The organism is Streptomyces iranensis, assembly GCF_017874715.1.
GTDB lineage: Bacteria > Actinomycetota > Actinomycetes > Streptomycetales > Streptomycetaceae > Streptomyces > Streptomyces iranensis.
Window position 1 is genome coordinate 98,424 of the sequence record NZ_JAGGLR010000031.1, and the last position, 17,056, is coordinate 115,479.

Annotated in this window: 11 protein-coding genes, 1 tRNA gene and 3 pseudogenes; 9 read left to right on the top strand and 6 right to left on the bottom strand. The window is 67.2% G+C overall.

Features of this window, described 5'->3' with window-relative positions; translation table 11 throughout:
* Window positions 1–38: 38 nt before the first annotated feature.
* Together J2Z30_RS42460 and J2Z30_RS51930 are read right to left on the bottom strand one after the other, a co-directional pair.
* Window positions 39–1,202 carry a bifunctional class I SAM-dependent methyltransferase/NUDIX hydrolase gene (locus J2Z30_RS42460; protein ID WP_044580265.1) on the bottom strand — a complete coding sequence of 388 codons (1,164 nt, stop codon included), beginning with the start codon at window positions 1,200–1,202 and terminating at the stop codon, window positions 39–41.
* A 318-nt stretch (window positions 1,203–1,520) separates the two neighbouring features.
* Window positions 1,521–2,015, bottom strand: a pseudogene (locus J2Z30_RS51930) (PucR family transcriptional regulator); the annotation flags it as partial.
* On the opposite strand from J2Z30_RS51930, the gene J2Z30_RS42470 reads away from it, so the two are divergent.
* The gene (locus J2Z30_RS42470) at window positions 1,954–2,100 is read left to right on the top strand and encodes a hypothetical protein (RefSeq protein WP_209469073.1); all 147 of its coding nucleotides are present in this window, start codon (window positions 1,954–1,956) and stop codon (window positions 2,098–2,100) included. The pseudogene J2Z30_RS51930 and the gene J2Z30_RS42470 overlap by 62 nt on opposite strands.
* A gap of 534 nt (window positions 2,101–2,634) precedes the next feature.
* Here the strand turns inward: J2Z30_RS42470 and J2Z30_RS51935 are convergent.
* Window positions 2,635–3,105, bottom strand: a pseudogene (locus J2Z30_RS51935) (PucR family transcriptional regulator ligand-binding domain-containing protein); the annotation flags it as partial.
* A 312-nt stretch (window positions 3,106–3,417) separates the two neighbouring features.
* On the opposite strand from J2Z30_RS51935, the gene J2Z30_RS42480 reads away from it, so the two are divergent.
* The 6 genes from J2Z30_RS42480 to J2Z30_RS42505 all read left to right on the top strand — a co-directional run bounded on the left by J2Z30_RS42480 (window position 3,418) and on the right by J2Z30_RS42505 (window position 11,861).
* A complete protein-coding gene (locus J2Z30_RS42480; protein ID WP_044580267.1) occupies window positions 3,418–4,524 on the top strand; it encodes a zinc-binding dehydrogenase in 1,107 nt (368 codons plus the stop codon).
* Between the two features lie 205 nt (window positions 4,525–4,729).
* A complete protein-coding gene (gene hisD, locus J2Z30_RS42485; protein WP_308280242.1) occupies window positions 4,730–6,058 on the top strand; it encodes a histidinol dehydrogenase in 1,329 nt (442 codons plus the stop codon).
* 116 nt (window positions 6,059–6,174) lie between these two features.
* Window positions 6,175–7,761 (top strand): GMC family oxidoreductase, encoded by a 1,587-nt coding sequence (locus J2Z30_RS42490; protein WP_044580269.1) that lies wholly within the window; start codon window positions 6,175–6,177, stop codon window positions 7,759–7,761.
* A 2-nt stretch (window positions 7,762–7,763) separates the two neighbouring features.
* Window positions 7,764–9,560 (top strand): thiamine pyrophosphate-binding protein, encoded by a 1,797-nt coding sequence (locus J2Z30_RS42495; protein WP_044580270.1) that lies wholly within the window; start codon window positions 7,764–7,766, stop codon window positions 9,558–9,560.
* 37 nt (window positions 9,561–9,597) lie between these two features.
* Window positions 9,598–11,202, top strand: a complete 1,605-nt coding sequence (locus J2Z30_RS42500) for an APC family permease (protein ID WP_052701877.1) — start codon at window positions 9,598–9,600, stop codon at window positions 11,200–11,202.
* Complete coding sequence (locus J2Z30_RS42505; protein ID WP_044580271.1) at window positions 11,199–11,861, top strand: ThuA domain-containing protein; 663 nt, start codon at window positions 11,199–11,201, stop codon at window positions 11,859–11,861. Before J2Z30_RS42500 ends, J2Z30_RS42505 begins: the two co-directional genes overlap by 4 nt.
* 228 nt (window positions 11,862–12,089) lie before the next feature.
* Here the strand turns inward: J2Z30_RS42505 and J2Z30_RS42510 are convergent, their stop codons facing one another.
* Window positions 12,090–12,788, bottom strand: coding sequence for an alpha/beta hydrolase (locus J2Z30_RS42510; protein ID WP_044580272.1), 699 nt, complete (start codon window positions 12,786–12,788; stop codon window positions 12,090–12,092).
* A gap of 78 nt (window positions 12,789–12,866) precedes the next feature.
* Between J2Z30_RS42510 and J2Z30_RS42515 the strand changes: the two genes are divergently transcribed.
* Both J2Z30_RS42515 and J2Z30_RS42520 read left to right on the top strand, forming a co-directional pair.
* Window positions 12,867–13,514 (top strand): TetR/AcrR family transcriptional regulator, encoded by a 648-nt coding sequence (locus J2Z30_RS42515; RefSeq protein WP_078957177.1) that lies wholly within the window; start codon window positions 12,867–12,869, stop codon window positions 13,512–13,514.
* Window positions 13,482–13,581 (top strand) — tRNA-Pro (locus J2Z30_RS42520). Before J2Z30_RS42515 ends, J2Z30_RS42520 begins: the two co-directional genes overlap by 33 nt.
* A 540-nt stretch (window positions 13,582–14,121) precedes the next feature.
* On the opposite strand, the pseudogene J2Z30_RS42525 reads toward J2Z30_RS42520, so the two are convergent.
* Both J2Z30_RS42525 and J2Z30_RS42530 read right to left on the bottom strand, forming a co-directional pair.
* A pseudogene (locus J2Z30_RS42525) lies at window positions 14,122–15,213 on the bottom strand (integrase core domain-containing protein).
* Window positions 15,214–15,716: 503 nt separating this feature from the next.
* A protein-coding gene (locus J2Z30_RS42530) for an IS3 family transposase (protein WP_107073445.1) occupies window positions 15,717–16,897 on the bottom strand; the annotation gives its coding sequence in 2 pieces (ribosomal slippage) (window positions 15,717–16,610 and window positions 16,613–16,897; 1,179 coding nt in all).
* Between the last annotated feature and the right edge of the window lie 159 nt (window positions 16,898–17,056).

Genomic DNA, 17,056 nt, shown 5'->3' on the forward strand with positions numbered 1-17,056 from the left:
GGACGCCCGGGGCGGGACGGGCTGTGCTGTGCTGTGCGTCAGGCGTAGGGAGTGAAATGCGCTGGGGTGTGGTCGATGGGCAGGTCGGGGCGCCAGGCGGTGAGGATCTGGGCGCTGCATACGAACAGGCCGTCGGGCAGCTGGTCCAGGGGGTACCAGGCCCAGTCACCGACGCTCTCGTCCGGCTGGGTGACCGGCCGGCCTTGCCAGGCGCTGACGGTGGCGCCGACGGTGACCCGCACCACGTCTCCGACGTGGTCGACGAGTGTGCCCAGGAGGGTGACGTCGTCGGGTCGGGCGATCAGGCCGGTTTCCTCGGCGAGTTCACGGATCACGGTCGCTTCCAGGGATTCCCCGGCTTCTACGGTTCCTCCCGGTAGTTCGAGGGTGCCGTGACGGTGGCGGCCGAGGAGTACGCCCTGGTCGCTGAGGACGATGGCGCCGACGCCGATGGCGGCGTGCGGCGCGGGCGGCCGGGTGGTGCGGGGGCGGCTGGAGATGCGTGCGGGGCGGTGTGGGAGGCGGCGGGCGCGGATGAGCTGCTGCACGACGGGGTTGTCCTCGTCGGAGGGGCGCAGAAGGTCGATGGCCTCGACTCGGAAGCCGTGCTCGGTGAGCAGGTCCTCCCACAGCCGCGGTGCCAGGACCCACATCCGGGTGGGCAGCGGTGGATCGTCGCGGAGCCTGAGCAGCTGCTCGCGTGGCTCGACGGTCGTGGATGGACCGTGGCCGTGCAGGTCGGTGTGGAGGAGCGAGAGGATCAGCGGGGCGCCGGGGCGCAGGCCGTCCCGCAGCGCGGGCAGGGAGCGGTGCGGGTCGGTGAAGGCGAGGCTGCCGATGGCGTACGCGGCGTCGAAGGGCTGTGCGGTGCGGAGGTGGTCGATCACGTCGCCATGTACGAAGTGGACGCCGGGAGTGCCTGCGTGTGTGCTGATGGCGCGTCGGTGCTGGGTGAGGGACAGTTCGATCGCGGTGACCCGCGCATCGTGTGTTCGGGCCAGGTGTACGGCGTGGTGGCCGGGGCCGGAGCCGATGTCCAGGACGCGTTTGCCGGTGACGTCACCGAGGATCTCGGCACCGGGACCGACCCCCTCCCACGGGGTCCACTCCAGCCGTTCGGGGACCGGCGGCATGTACCCATGGTTCAGCTGACGTTGGCCGTAAACGGTCCAGGCTTCGGCGTTGAAGTCCTCAACGGACACGGGAACTCCCGAGAGCAGAGAGAGGAAAGTGGTAGCTGCGCGGCTTCATTGTCGGGTGTGGGTGTCAAGGCCCGGTTGCGAGATGGTGCGGGCCTCGGTCCTGGCGGGTGCGTTCGATGGCATCGAGGCGGGCCGATCGTGCCCAGGGGCCCCTTGTCCGGTGGACACCATCGTCGGATCATGAATTCAGATGATCGGTTTGCGAGGGCCAGGGGGCTGGAGTGGCTGAAGCGGCTGGCTGGATTCCATGAGATCCAGTGCTCGCAGCGCGAGTGAGAGCCCTCCGCGAACCTCGGGGTCGTCCGCTGACCTGCCGAGCAGGCTGTTCAGTCGCTCGATGCGGTAGTAAAGGGTGCGGCGCTGGATGAACAGGGTTTCCGCCGCGCGTGACTTGTTGCCGTCCGCGGCCAGGTAGGCCCGCAGGGTCGGCAGCAGGGGATTGGACTCGGTCGCGTCGTGGCGCAGGAGCGGTCCGAGCTCGTCGTCGACGTATCGCCGCAGCTCCAGGCCGTCGGTGAGCGAGACAAGCAGACGCAGGACGCCGAGCCGGTCGAAGTGCAGCGTGGTGGGCTGCGCGCGCGTGGCGGCGACGGAAGCCGCCGTACGCGCCTGGCGTGTCGCGTCCGCGAGCTGGGTGGCCGGGACGCTGCGACTGACACCGGCGCGGACTCCGTCCCGGTCGAGTCGGTCGGTGAGCTGTTGCGCGGACAGCGGATTGGTCAGGCCGGCGATGGCCAGGACGTGCTCCCCGATGTCTGCTACGACGGCCGGGACCTTCAGCGATGCACAGCACGACGGCGGCGAGGGGCCGATCGCGCAGGTCGCGACCTATCCTCAGGGCCCGGTCGACGAACTGCTCACCGGTGATGTCTCCGAGCAGCAGCCGGTTGATGAGTGAGCTCTGCCGATGTGAGGCCCGTGCGCCGCTCTCCCGGTCGCCGAGCAGGGCGATGGCGATCGTGTCGGCGGCGCGGTCGAGGGCGTAGGCATGGACACCGGTCAGCTCGCCGGCGCCGTGGAAGACGTGGATCCAGCCCCATGCCTCGCCGCGGAGGACGATCATGCGCCGAGTACAGCCCGGTTCGTCGTGGGACTGGACCATGGAGGACTTGTTGTGCTGGCCCCCGGGGATGCCCGCCTGGTGGGCCATCCTGGCGTGCAGTCCCCAGTTCCTCATCAGGAGATCGGTCTCGGCCGTGCCGCCGGCGTAGGCCACGACCTGGTGATCGGTGTCCTCGAGCACGACCGGGGAGCCGATGTGATGGGCGAGTGCCTCGGCGAAGGATACGTGGCTTCGGCTGGCCAGGAGGAGATGGATGAAATCCGCGTTGAGGCGCTCGAACGCGACGAGATCAGAGTTCCTCTCATCCGCGATCAGCTCGTGCACCTGGGCGGACACCTCCACGAAGGGCAGTTCGTCCGCCAGACCGACGAGCGGGAAACCGAGCCGCCTGGCCTCGTCGATCAGCGCCGGGGGCATGGCGGTGAAAGCCCGGCCGCTGAGCTCGATGACCAGCGCGGAAGCCCCGGCCGCACTCACCTCCCGGATGTAGCGCCGCTGCTCACTCGCGGTCCGGCCGACGCCCAGGCCGGCGGTCAGGAGCAGCTCGCCACCGGTCAGGAACTGGGCGATGTCAGGGATCTCCACTGGGTGGACCCAGCGGATCGTATGGTCGAGATTCTCCTCGCCCGCGTATACCCGGGCGGTGGTGCGGCCGAATACTTCGAGTTGCAGGGCGGCTGCTACTGACAGAGCCATACTGACCTCTTCGGAGCCAAGGGGGAAGGTTGCCCGCGAGGAGGCGGACCGGTGGGACGCGCCCCGGGACGGCGGGGCCCGGGGCCGGAAACAGATGCGCGGCACTGCCCGGTCGGTCTGAGCCGGGGCATGGGGCCGGGACATGGGGCCGGGGCCGATGAGGCCCTCAATGGCGGATTGCTTCAGTCGTTGCACGAATTATGCATACAGCCGGCGCAGTCTTGCACGTGCTGTGTCTGACTTACGGGCCGGCGGCCCACCATGCTGGTGAATCGCCACTAGGAGTGATCAACGCGACGGGGCGCACATGTGTGCCCGGATGGGCTGACGGCGCCGGGGGCGCCGCGCCCTGGCCGCCCGCCGGACTCCGCTTCCGTCGGGCGCCAATCCGCTCGTCGGCACGTAGAACGTGATGCGGTGCCGCACGGTGGGCCCCGTCTTTGGAGAGGACGCACGATGAGAGCCGCCGTTGTCCGGGCCCCGTCCGGATCCTTCGAGATCGTGGATCTCCGTAACCCGCGACCGGGCCCGGGGGAGATCCTCGTACGCATCGCTGCCTGCGGTGTCTGCCACACCGACCTCCATGTGCGGGACGGCTCGGTGACCTTTCCCTTTCCCGCCGTACTCGGGCATGAGGTCTCCGGGACGGTCGAGGCGGTCGGCGCCGGCGTTGCGCACATCAGCGCAGGTCAGAGTGTTGTGGGCGCCTTCGTCATGCCGTGCGGGACGTGCTCGATGTGTACTTCCGGCCGGGAGGAATTGTGTGAGCCGTTCTTCGCGCACAACCGTTTGAACGGGACCCTCTATGACGGCACCACCCGGCTGTTCGACGGCCACGGAAACCCGGTCTGGATGTATTCCATGGCAGGTCTCGCCGAGTACGCGGTGATGCCCGCGCTCGCCGCGGCGCCCATTCCCTCCGGTGGGCACCTGAAGGATTCGGCCATCCTCGGTTGCGCCTTCCTCACGGCCTATGGAGCCCTGGCACATGTCGGCGGGCTGCGGCCGGGATCGTCCGTGGTCGTCGTGGGTGCGGGAGGCGTCGGCCTCAGCACGGTGGCGGTGGCCAAGGCGTTGGGAGCCGACCAGATCGTGGCGGTCGACCTGGCGGACGACCGGTTGCGGACCGCGGTGCACCTCGGGGCCACCGCGGTCGTCAACGCGGCGGCAGTGGATCCGGTGGAGGCGGTCCGGGACATCACCGGGGGCGGAGCCGCCCTGGTCCTCGAAGCGATCGGCAGGCCCGGCACCTTCCGGCAGGCCACGGAAATGGCCGCCGACGGCGGTCGCTGCGTGATGGTCGGGATCGCACCGGTCGGCACGACCGCGGAGATCGAGATCACGCGGCTCGTGCGCCGCAAGATCCAGGTCTGCGGTTCCTTCGGCGGGCGCCCTCGCCAGGACCTGGCGCATCTCGGGCAGCTCGTGGCGGACAAACTCCTCGATCCCGGAGCCCTGATCAGCCGGCGCTTCGCCCTCGAGGAAGCCGACCTGGCCTACCGGCTCCTGAGCGAAGGCAAGATCGTCGGTCGCGCGCTCATCGAGGTCCAGGCCGACGCCTGACAGTGGCCGACGGCCTGGGACAGCCCCGGCCGACCAACTCGACTGTCCAGGGTGTGCAGCAGATCCGGGATTTCATTCCCATTGTGTGTCTGTGGTGTGGCGCCTTGAGCGGGCGAGACTGGCCGTCGACGGCGTTACCGGTGGCCGAATGGCAGCCCGGGAGCGCCGGGAAATTCACATGAACACCCTCGCTAGGAGATCCAGCGTGCCCGTCGTACTCAAATCCGCGACGTCCAAGAACGACGTGCGTAGCAGTCGTCCCGTCGTTTTCGACACTGTGGCCGAGGTCATCGCGGACGTGCGCGCCCACGGTGACGAGGCTGTCCGCCGGTACTCGACGAAGTTCGACGCGTGGGACCGGGCCTCCTACCGGCTTGGTCCCGATGAGATCAGGTCGATAGTCTCCGGAGTTCCCACCAGTGTTCTTGACGACCTGCGGTTTGTGCAGCGACAGGTGCAGAACTTCGCTCAGGCGCAGCGTGACTCCGTGCACGATTTCGAGATCGAGACGCTTCCGGGTGTTTTCCTCGGGCAGCGCAACATTCCCGTGAGCGCGGCGGGTGCCTATGTCCCCGGCGGCCGGTATCCGCTGACGGCGTCGGCGCACATGACCATCGTCACGGCGAAGGTCGCCGGTGTGGAGCGGGTGGCCGCCACGACTCCGCCCAACGAGGGTGCGCCGCCGCCCATCAGTGTTGCCGCCATGCACTTGGCGGGCGCCGAGGAGATTTACGTGCTCGGTGGTGTGCAGGCGGTGGCCGCCCTCGCGTTGGGCACTGAGACGATCGACCCGGTCAGCATGGTGGCCGGCCCTGGCAACGCGTACGTCGCGGAGGCCAAGCGGCAACTCTTCGGCGAGGTCGGCATCGATCTGTTCGCCGGTCCGACGGAGGTGCTGATCGTCGCCGACGGGACGGCGGACCCGTTCACCATCGCCGTCGACCTGCTCAGTCAGGCGGAGCACGGCCCCGACTCTCCGGCGGTGCTCATCACCACGTCCCATGAGGTCGGCCGGCGTGCCATCGAGTACGTCGATGCGCTGCTGCCGGGTCTGCCGACTGGCAGGGTCGCGGGGGCGGCATGGCGTGACCACGGCGAGGTGCTGCTGGTGGAGAGCCAGGAAGAGGCATTCGCCCTGGCCGATACCTATGCGAGCGAGCACGTGCAGATCTTCACCGCCGAGCCGCGTGACGCCCTTGCGGGCATGCGGGACTACGGAGCGCTGTTCCTCGGCCAGGACACGTCCGTCGCCTACGGCGACAAGGTCATCGGCACCAATCACGTTCTGCCGACGCTGGGCGCCGCTCGGTACACGGGTGGTCTGTGGGTCGGGAAGTACCTGAAGACGGTCACTTACCAGGAGATCCGGGACCCGCGCAGCAGTGCGCTGCTCGGTGAGCTGTGCGGCCGGGCATCCCGGCTGGAGAACTTCGAGGGACATGCCCGCTCCGGGGACCTGCGCGCCGCGCGCCATGGCGGTGCGAGCCTGTCGTGGACCGATCACGATGTACGCCTCGGCGACGCAAGGCCGTAGGCCGTGTCGGCCTTCACCTCGGCCGCCCGGGGGAGGAGCGGTGGTGACCCGCGCGCCCACATCAGCAGGCAAAGGTCTTTTCGCGAGGACCGAATCCATATCGAGGGACGAAACCCATGAGCGGAAATTCACCCTTTCCCGACGATGGCCCGAAGAGGTCGCGCTACGACTTCGTGATCGTCGGTTCCGGTATGGGCGGCGCCACGATGGCGTACGCCTTGAAGGACTCCGGTGCCGGCGTTCTGCTGATCGAGCGTGGTGATTTCCTGCCGCAGGAGAAGCAGAACTGGGACGCCGATGCCATCTTCATGAAGCACCGGTACCAGAACGCCGAGAAATGGTATGACGCTGCGGGAAAGGCGTTCACCCCCGGCAACTACTACTACGTCGGTGGCAACACCAAGCTCTACGGAGCCTCTCTCGTGCGTTTTCGCCGTGAAGACTTCCGGGCGACGGAGCACGCGGATGGCACCTCTCCGGAGTGGCCTTTCCAGTACGACGACCTGCGGCCGTACTACCTGCGCGCGGAGCAGCTGTACCGGGTGCACGGCGACCACTCCGACGACCCGACGCTGGAGCGCGACGAGCCGTTCCCGTTCCCGGCGATCGGCCACGAACCCTCCGTCCAGGAGGCGGCCGAGGCGCTGAAGCGGATGGGCTTCACACCCTCGAACATCCCGCTCGGCATCGACCTGCGCGACGGTGGCGGCTGTATCCGCTGCGCCAGCTGCGACGGCTTTCCGTGCCGGGTGCTGGCGAAGTCCGACGCGGACGTGTGCTGTGTTCGCCCCGCTCTGGCCTCCGGTTCCGTGGAGTTGCTGACCAACGCCTATGTCGACCGTGTGCGGACGGACGCCACCGGCACCCGTGCGACCGGGGTGGATGTCACCCACCGCACCTCGTCGACGAGCATTGATGCCGGGACCGTGGTCGTCTGCTGTGGCGCCGTCAACTCGGCCGCCCTACTGCTGCGTTCGGCAAATGACCGGCACCCGCAGGGACTGGGCAACGCCTCCGGAGTGGTCGGCCGCCACTACATGGTCCACAACAACACGGTGATGGTGGGCGTTCATCCGACCCGGAAGAACACCGCGGAGTTCCAGAAGACGTTGTACTTGAACGACTTCTACACGAAGGGCACCGCGGATCATCCCTTCCCGTTGGGCCACGTCCAGCTGATCGGAAAGCTCCAGGCGGAGATGTTGGCCGGGCAGCGGCCGGCGATCCCCAAGTGGGCCCTGCGCTATGCCGCTCACCGCAGTATGGACTGGTGGCTGTTCACGGAGGATCTGCCGGATCCGGAGAACCGGGTCTCGCTGACTCCGAGGGGTGACATCCAGGTCCGCCGGGTGCCCAACAACGTCCGCGCACATCAGGTGCTGGTGCGCGAGATGCGCAAGCTCTTGCGCCGTATGGGCTATCCCCTGGTCTTGAGCCAGCGCACGGGAATCGAGGTGAACTCGCACCAGGCGGGCACTGTCCGGGCGGGGGCCGACCCGGCGACTTCCGCGCTGGACGCGAACTGCCGTTCCCACGACGTCGAGAACCTCTACGTCGTCGACTCCGCCTTCTTCCCGTCGCTGCCGGTGATGAACCCGGCGCTGACCATCGCTGCGAACGCTCTCCGGGTCGCGGATCACCTCACCGGCACCACCGCCACCACGTCCGAGACCGTCTCCACCCAGCACACGACCGAGAGGTAGACATGCCCCAGTACAGCGGCGGCCAGATCGTCGTCGACTTCCTCATCCGCGAAGGCGTCGAGAAGGTCTTCGCCATTCCCGGTCACGGCAATACCGCGCTCCTCGACGCGTTCGTCGATCGCGCTGATGAGATCGAGGTCGTCCCGGCGATGCACGAGCAGGGCGCCGCGCACATGGCGGACGGCTATTACCGCGCCACAGGCAAGATCGCCGTGTGCTGTACGTCCATCGGGCCGGGCGCCACCAACACGCTCACCGGCCTCACCACGGCCTTCGCCGACTCCCAGCCGTTCCTGCTGATCACCGGCGCTGTCCACACCTACATGGAGAACCGTGGCGTCCTGCAGGAGATCGACCGGCCGCATGGCAACAACTTCCCGCGCATGGCCGAACCGGTGGTCAAGCGCTGGTGGCAGCCCAGCCGGGTCGACCAGCTGCCCACTGTGCTGGCGCAGGCTTTCAGCACGATGTACGAGGGGCGGCGCGGCCCGGTCCTGCTCGACATCCCGCAGGATCTGCAGGCCGAGTACGGCGAATACGAGCCCGAGGTCACGCGGCGGCGGCGCGCTCACGGTCGTACGGGAGGTGACCCCGAGCGGATCGCTGAGGCGGCGCGGCTGCTCGCGGGGGCGAAGCGTCCGGTCATTCTGGCCGGGGGCGGTGTGATCGCTTCTGAGGCGAGTGAGGAACTGTTGGCTGTCGCCGAGCGGTTGGGCGCCCCGGTGACGCACTCCTTCATGGGCAAGGGAGCTTTCCCCGCCGATCACGACCTGTATGCGTGGCCCTGCGGCGACCTGGGCTCGATCCCGGGTAACGGCATGACGCGCTCCGCCGATGTGATTCTCGCGGTCGGCTGTCGTTTCAGCGACCGCGTCACCTCCTCGTACAAGCCGGGTGTCACCTTCAACATCCCGGACACCAAGCTGGTGCAGATTGACATCGACGGCTTTGAGATCGGCCGCAACTATCCGGCCGAGGTGGGCATCGTCGGTGACGCCAAGTCCTGCCTGAGCTCTCTGCTGGGCGAACTGGCGAAGCTGGGCGAGATCCCGGACTGGCGGTCCTCCGCTTATTTCGCCGAGCTGCGGCATCTGAAGGCGCAGTGGGAGGAGCACCTGCGCCCGATGCGGACCACCGACTATCTGCCGATGACCAACTCCCGTGCCATGGTGGAGATCCGCAAGGCCTTCCCCCGCGAAGGCATCCTGGTCACCGACTCCAGCAACCCCGCCAACCAGGCGTTCAACGAGTTCCCCGTCTACGGGCCGCGCACCAACATCGTGGCCGGCGGCATGTCGGGCATCGGCTTCGGCCTCCCGGCCGCCATTGGAGCGCAGGTCGGCGCAGCCGACAAGCCCGTCCTGGCGATGGTCGGTGACGGCAGCTTCCTGCAGACCGGCACGGAGTTGGCGTCCGCGGTCATGCTCGATCTGCCGCTGGTGGTGGTCGTGCTGAACAACGGAGGCTGGGAGGCGATCAAGGACCTGCAGATCAGCCTCTTCGGGCGCGAGCGCCAGATCGTCAGCGGTTGGACCACCAAGGACGGCAAGCCGTACTTCGCCAACATCACCGAGTTCGCCCGCTCTCTCGGCTGCACGGCCGAGCGGGTCGAGGACCCGGCGAAGCTGGAGGATGCCGTGCGCCGTGCCTTCGAGACCTCCGGTCCGGTGGTCATCGAGGCCATGAGCGCCCATGAGCTGCCGTGGACCGAGATGCACCCGACCGGCTGGTGGGACATCACCGTCCCCGCCTACCACGGTGACACCCGCGACGAGTACGTCAACCACCGCGGCTTCTAGCTTGGAGCTTCTCCAAACGTGGCTTCGAAAGGAAATGATGAGCGCCAAGAGCACCGAATTCCGCTCCCGTAGCGCGACCACGGACTCCGGGACCGGCACCGGCACGGTCGGCCTTCCCAATTCAGCCCACGACACCGGTGGCAGCCTGCGCGGCACCATGAATACGCTTCAGCTCGCGCTCACCGTGCTCGCCATGTCGGCGCCCATCGGTAACGTCACCGGCGTGCTGCCGCTGGGCATCACACGCGGCAATGGGATCGGCACTCCGGTGATCTATGCCTTCGTCGGCATGATCTTCCTGCTGTTCGCTGTCGGATTCACCACGATGACGCGAAATCTGCCAAAGCCAGGTGCCTTCTACACCTACATCACCGCAGGGCTGTCCCGAACGCTCGGCCTCGGCACCGGATTCCTCGCCGCGTTTACCTACTTGGTTTACATGGTGGGCAGCTACGCGTTCTTCGGCGTCTCGGTGAAAAACGTCCTCAGTGCCTTCGGGGCACCCACCGCGCCGTGGTGGCTCTGGGGTGCGATCTGCTGCGTTATCGTCACCACACTCGGACATTTCAACGTCGAACTGTCTGGCAAGGTCCTGGCGATCTTCATGGTCATGGAGGTCGTCCTGGTCATGCTGTTCAACGCGCCCGTCCTCTTCACCGGCGGCCCACACGGATACCAGATCGACTCCTTCGAGCCGACGCATGTACTCTCCGGCGACCTCGGCGTCGCCACCCTGTTCGCGATCACCTGCTTCCTCGGCTTCGAGTCCTCCGCGATCTACCGCGACGAGGTCAAGCGGCCCGAACGCACCATTCCGCGGGCAACCTATCTCGCGATCGGCAGCCTCGGCGGGTTCTACATCCTCACTTCCTGGGCGCTCGTGACCTTTTGGGGACCGAGTCATGTCGCCGCGGCCGGCGCGGCGAACCCGACGATCCTGTTCAACGGCGGCTTCCGCCACTACATGGGCAATACCTTCACACAGGTCATGACCGCGCTGGTCGTCACCAGTGTCTTCGCCGGCGCGTTGTCAACCCACAACTCACTGTCGCGGTACCTCTACTCGCTCGGACGTGATGGGATCCTGCCGTCCTTCCTCGGCAAGGGGCACGGGCGGCACGGCTCTCCCGCGAACGCGTCCGCGTTCGCCACGACCGCCACCGTGATGTGTACGCTTCCATTCCTGCTCAGCGGACTCGACGCCGTCGCGATGTACTCATCCATGTTCGCACTGGGCACATTCGCCTTGCTGATCCTGTTCACGCTGACCACGATCTCCGTCATCCGCTACTTCCGGATCATCAGCCACTCCGAGCGGCTCTGGAACACCGTGATCGCTCCGATCCTCGCCCTCGCCGGACTCATGCTTCTGATCACGCTGACATCGACCTACTACTCAATGTCGATCGACGCGTCACAGTGGCTTGCCACCGGACAGCAACTACTTCTCGTCGCCGTCATTGTCATCGGCATCCTCGTCGGCCTGCGGTGGCGCAAGACTCGTCCCGCCGTCTACCGGCGAATCGGCGGTGGAGCCGGAGAGCACCACGATATCCGAAAGGAGAACCAAGCACTGTCTCGAACCGAACCACGGTCAGCCGTGAGCGGTAACGCCGCCGAACGCATGGAGGAGAAAACATGACGCGCGCTCTCTACCTGTACGGAGGGTGGCCCGGACACAACCCCTACGGGGTCGCGCGGTGGACACGGACCATGCTCGACGGGCTCGGCTTCGACGTGGCGGAGTCAAACGACATCTTCGTCCTCGACCAAGACCTGACCGGGTACGACCTCATCATCAACAACTGGAACAACGCGCTGCTCAGCGAGACGCTGACCCCCTCGCAGGAGGCCGCCCTCCTCGGCGCCGTCGAAGCCGGCACCGGCTTCGTCTCCTGGCACGGCGGCGGCGCCGCATTCCGGGGAAGCGTCATGTACCACTTGATGCTCGGCGCAGATGTCTTCTACCACCCGGCCGGAGAGGGCGTACGTCACCCGTATCCGCTCTACGTCGTCGACCACGATCACCCAGTCACCCACGGCATCGAGGACTTCGACGCGGCGAGCGAGCAGTACTACATGAACGTCGATCCGCGGAACCACGTGCTCCTGGAGACCGTTTTCGATGGCGAACACATGCCATGGCTCGCCGGACAGCGCATGCCGCAAGCGTGGACCAAAGAGTGGGGCAGTGGCCGCGTCTTCTACAGCGCACTCGGCCACTACCTCGAGGATCTCACCCCCGAACCGGTCGAGCGCCTTATGCGTCAGGGCCTTGTCTGGGCCAGTCGAGACCGCTGATCCCCGGCAACGGGATCTTGTATCGGCTTCGCACCGGAGTGCCATAGCGCGATCTGCCCGTGAGACACCCGTTCATTGGCGACACGGGCACGATGGGGCGCGGAGTCGTCCGCCGCCTTCCGCATCACCTGACGCCACTGTCGCCGTGCTCACGCGTGATTCCCGCTCGGAGCGGGCCACCGGGCTGCTCGCGCATGGCGGTGGCCGCAATCCGGTCCGCTGTCGCGGCTACGACAGGCTCGCGATGATGTCGGCGACGGTCTCCGGCCGCGACAGGAACGGGTGGTGGCCCGCCTTCACCTCGATGACCTTGTCCGCGCGGCGGGAGAATTCGCGTTGCGCCGCCGCCGGCGTGCCCCGGTCCTCCGTGCACACCACATACGTCGTGGGCAGGTCGTGCCACGCCACTGCCCGCACGGGCTGCTGGGTCACGGCCAGCGTCTGCCGGACCAGAAGTGCCGCTGCCTCGCGGGCGATGTCCGGCGGGCAGTCCTGGGTGAAGGTCTCGGCGAACAGCTCGGGCCGGGCGCCGAAGGTACCGCCGTCGGGGTCGAAGTCCAGGAACGGTGGCGGCGCATCGGTGCCGAACGTCGACAGCGACTCGCCGGGCTCGGGCAGGTAGCTCGACACCAACGCCAGGTGACGCACCGTCTCGACGCCCACCGCCGCCTCGGCGGCGACGATGCCGCCGTAGCTGTGCGCCACGATCACGGTCGGCTCGTCCCCCTCGGTCAGGACAGCGCGCACCGCGGCGACGTCCTCGGACAGCCCGGGGCCCCGCGGTCCGGCCGGCCGCTCGCCCTCGCCGCAACTCGGCAGCGCTGGGGCGACGCTGCTGATGCCGCGCTCCTGCAGGGCCGCGGCGGCCAGGTGCCACCACCACGATCCGTCGCGGACGCACGCCCCGTGCACAAAGACAATACGCATCTCTTCCTCCTTGATTCGGGTTCCCGATACCTTGAATCGATGGTAGACGTACCGTCAGTTACGTGAAAAAATAAGACGATGGGACGGCACAAACAGCCCGAGATTCGCGACCGGATTCTCGACGCCTGCGTCGACCACGCGCTCACGCACGGGCTGCCCGACCGCCTTGAGCCGTTCGCGGCGGCGTCACGCACCTCGACCCGGATGCTGATCTACCACTTCGGGACCCGGGACGCGCTGCTGCGGGAAACTCTGAGACGGGCGCGGCGACGCCAGCGCGACCTTTTCGGTGAACTGGTCTCCCCACAACCGGACGAGCCCTATCTGAGTACTCTGCGAGGGGCTTGGCGAGTCATGACCGGCCCCGTCGGCCGCCCGTACCTCAGCATGTTCGGCAAGCTCCGCGAGAACGCTGAGCAACAGCTGTGGCCGGGCTTTCGACGCGAGGCCACCACAGACTGGCTGCGACCACTCGAGGACGGCATGCGAAGCATCGGCCGCCCCGAACTCGGCACCCTCGTGCTCGCGGTCATCCGCGGTCTCATCATGGACATCGAGGCCACGGGTGATATGTCACGAGCCAATCAAGCATTCGACGATTTCCTGGCCACGCTCGCTCCTGCCACCACCCCGGCAAGGCCCCGGGGTCCTGGCCCGGACACCAGCCGCGAAGTGGATGCGGCCGCGGGGCCAGGGGGCGAGCGCCAGGCGCGGTCCGAACGGTGATGCGCGTCGAGTTGGCACTTGACTGGGGGTCAAGGGGTCGCAGGTTCAAATTCTGTCGTCCCGACCAGCATCATCGCAGGTCGGAGGCCGTTTCCGCGGGTAGCGGAGGCGGCCTTAACCATGTCCGGGCAGGGAGCGAGTGGGAGCCCTCTGGGAGCCCTCGTGCTCCCAACTCGCAGACGTGTCAACGGTGCCCGATTCGTCCGTCATCCGATCAGGTAGACCTACGGCGTTACTGCGCCCCCACGCGCTGTCGTCAACCACAGGCCCCCGACGTCACCCCACCGATTCGGATGCCCTCTGCATCGAGAGGCATAAGGACCCCTTGTCGGCGCTCGAGCACCTTTCGTGGTGGGAGCACGGTGTCGTGCTCCCCATGCGACAGGGGTAGGGCGAACCGCTACTGATCTCTCCGGGCAGGTTTCCGCGGGCAGTCCGTTCCTGGGGCTTTCGGCCGCGGTGGACGGCCTGCGTCAAGGGGCGGTAAAGCCCCTTGTCGTCCGCCGGCAGATGGGGCACTCCCAGGGTGTGAGTGCTGTATCCGGTTCTGGAGCGCCGTAACGAGACAGCCGTGCGGGTGCGAGTGCCGATAAATCGTCCAGGCTGGTCAGGCGGCATGTTGGTACTCATGGAGGGTTCCGCCGAGTCGGTCTCGTCGGCGGACGTCCAGGTGTCTGCTCTCCCCTGGTGCGTCGATCGGGTGGGGGAGTGGGCGGAGCGGTGCGGCTTGGCCCAGGGCTCGGTGTGATCGATGCCCGTTGTAGTGGGTTTCGAACTCGCGGAGCGCGTGGAGGAGGTGGCTCTGGTTCCAGATCAGGGTGCGGTCCAGGAGCTCGCGTCGGCAGGTCTGTATCCAGCGCTCTATGAGTGAGTTCATCCGTGGTATCCGAATGCCGGTGGTGACGACTTTGAGACCGGCATCGGTCATCAGGGTGTCGAAGGCGGCTGTGAATTTCGAGTCGCGGTCGCGGATGAGGAACTTCGCCTTGCTGCGTGCGTCTTCGAGGTCCATGAGGAGGTTGCGTCCGAGCTGCACCATCCACTCTGCGGTGGGGTGTGGGGTGGCGCCGAGGATCCGCATGCGCCTGGTGGTGTGCTCGATGACGGCGAAGACGTACAGGCGCGCTCCGGTCAGAGTGTGGACTTCGAATAGATCGCAGGCGAGAAGGGCCTTGGCCTGGCTGCGGGGAAAGTCGGACCAGGTGGTGCTCTGCCGTTCGGGTGAGGGTGGGATGCCTGGCTCGCGGAGGATTTCCCAGACCGTGGAGGCGGTGACTTTGATTCCCAGCGCTGTGAGTTCGCCGTGGATCCGTCGGTATCCCCATGAGGTGTTCTCCCTGGCCAGGCGCAGGACCAGGGCGCGTATCGATCGGATGGTGCGTGGGCGTCCGCGTCGCCTGGGTACGCCGGTCGCGGCATGGCGCCGCTTGAGCAGGTCGCGATGTCAGCGCAAGACTGTATCGGGGCGGACCAGCAGCAGAAGGTGCCGGAGTCTGTCATTGGGGAGGTGGTGGAGCAGGCTGGCGAGGATGGCACGGTCGCTGTCGGTGAGGGTCGGCTTGCCGACCTGACGCTGCAGGATCAGCAGTTGGTGCCGGAGTACGAGGATCTGGACGTCCTTCTGTCTGTCGCTTATCGGCAGGAGGCGTAGGAATGCTAGGGCGTTGGTCGCGGCGAGGTAGGCCGGGCGCAGCAGCACGACAGACCATGATGCCGCCGGGTCCCTGCGCAGGTGAAGACACTTGGGCGAATGTCCGAGGAGAACCGAAGATCCGTGATCAGGCTCCCAACCTGCGTGGATGATTCATCGGCACCCGCAGGTTTGGACCTGGCGCAGGAAGTGCGGCCCGTACGCCGGGAGGTTGCTGCTGTGCCGCATGCTTCGGAGGTTGAGGAGCTGTTACGCAACCTCACCGTGGGTGACGGACCTGGGGAGAGTAGGATCCGTCCCTTGGTGTGTGGGCCGGGCGGTTGCGTCTCCGTGGCAGGAGTCAGCTGACCAAACTCGCACGCATCCATGGCGCATTACTGCTGCCGTGTCGCTTCAATACAGGGAAGGTGGGGGCAAGAACTCAACGAGGACAGCGGGGGCCATGGTGCGCGAGGCGGTGTTCCGAAGCGAGGACGTACCTGCTGCGGACCGGTTCGACTACTGGCGTGAACTGATGTTGGGACTGCTGCATGATCGGGTGACAGCGGGGTTTATGCAGCTAGGGCTGCGGGTGGGGTCATGATGGTCTCGTACTCGACGGGGGTCAATCGGCCCAGGCGCTTCTGGCGCCGGCGTCGGTGGTAGGTCCGCTCGATCCAGGTGACGATCGCGATCCGCAGCTCCTGCCGGGTGGCCCAGGTACGGCGGTCGAGAACGTTGTTCTGCAGCAGGGCGAAGAAGCTCTCCATCGCAGCGTTGTCGCCGGCGGCCCCGACCCGGCCCATCGAGCCGACCAGGCCGTGCCGAGTGAGTACGGCAGCGACCTTCCGGGACCGGAATTGCGATCCTCGGTCGGAGTGCACAATGCACCCCGCAGCGGGGCAGCGTCGGGCAACGGCCGACTCCAGCGCGGCCACCGCGAGGCGGGACTTCATCCGCGCGTCGATGGAATAGCCCACGATGCGGCCGGAGTACACGTCCTTGACCGCGCACAGATACAGCTTGCCCTCGCCGGTCGCGTGCTCGGTAATGTCCGTGAGCCACAGCCGGTTCGGCCCGTCGGCAGTGAAGTTGCGGCGCACCCGGTCGTCGTGGACCGGCGGTCCGGCCTTGGCGTTCTTGCCGCGGCCCCTTCGCTTGCCGAAGGCGCTCCACCAGCCGTTGTCCCGGCAGATCCGCCAGGCGGTCCGCTCGGCCATCGTCTCACCGGCCGCGCGGGCTTCGTCGAGGAGGAAGCGGTGACCGAACTCGGGATCGTCGCGGTGCGCGTCGCGCAGGGCGTTGGCCCGGTGGGCCTCGGTCAGCTCCGCGTCCGTCACCGGAGAGGCCAGCCACCGGTAGTAGGGCTGACGGGCCAGCCCGAGCACCCGGCACGTCACCGCCACCGGCACCCTGCGTGGGGCATCGGCGGCGGCCAGCTCGCGGACGAGCGGGTACATCATTTTGCCGGCAGGTTCGCCTGCGACAGATACGCCGCAGCCCTGCGCAGCACTTCGTTCTCCTGCTCCAGCAGCCGGATCCGTTTGTGGGCCTCGCGCAGCTCGGCCGACTCACCCGACGCCGATGCGGGCCTGGCGCCCTCGTCGGTGCCGGCGCTGCGCAGCCACTTCGAGAGCGTGATCGGATGGACGCCGAAGTCGGCGGCGATCTGTTCCAGCGTGACGCCGGGCTCGCGGTTGCGCGCGACTCGCACGACGTCCTCGCGGAACTCCTTCGGATACGGCTTGGGCACTGCAACATCCTTCCAGGCCGCCTCTCAGCAAGCCAGGTCAGGTGTCACCCAACTCTGCTGCAGTCCCGACCTCGACGGCGTTGGCTTGCAACTCGTGCGAATCGATGAAGTCAAGTACGGCGTTGCCTGTGGCCATCGCGATCGGGTTGCCACGAGAGG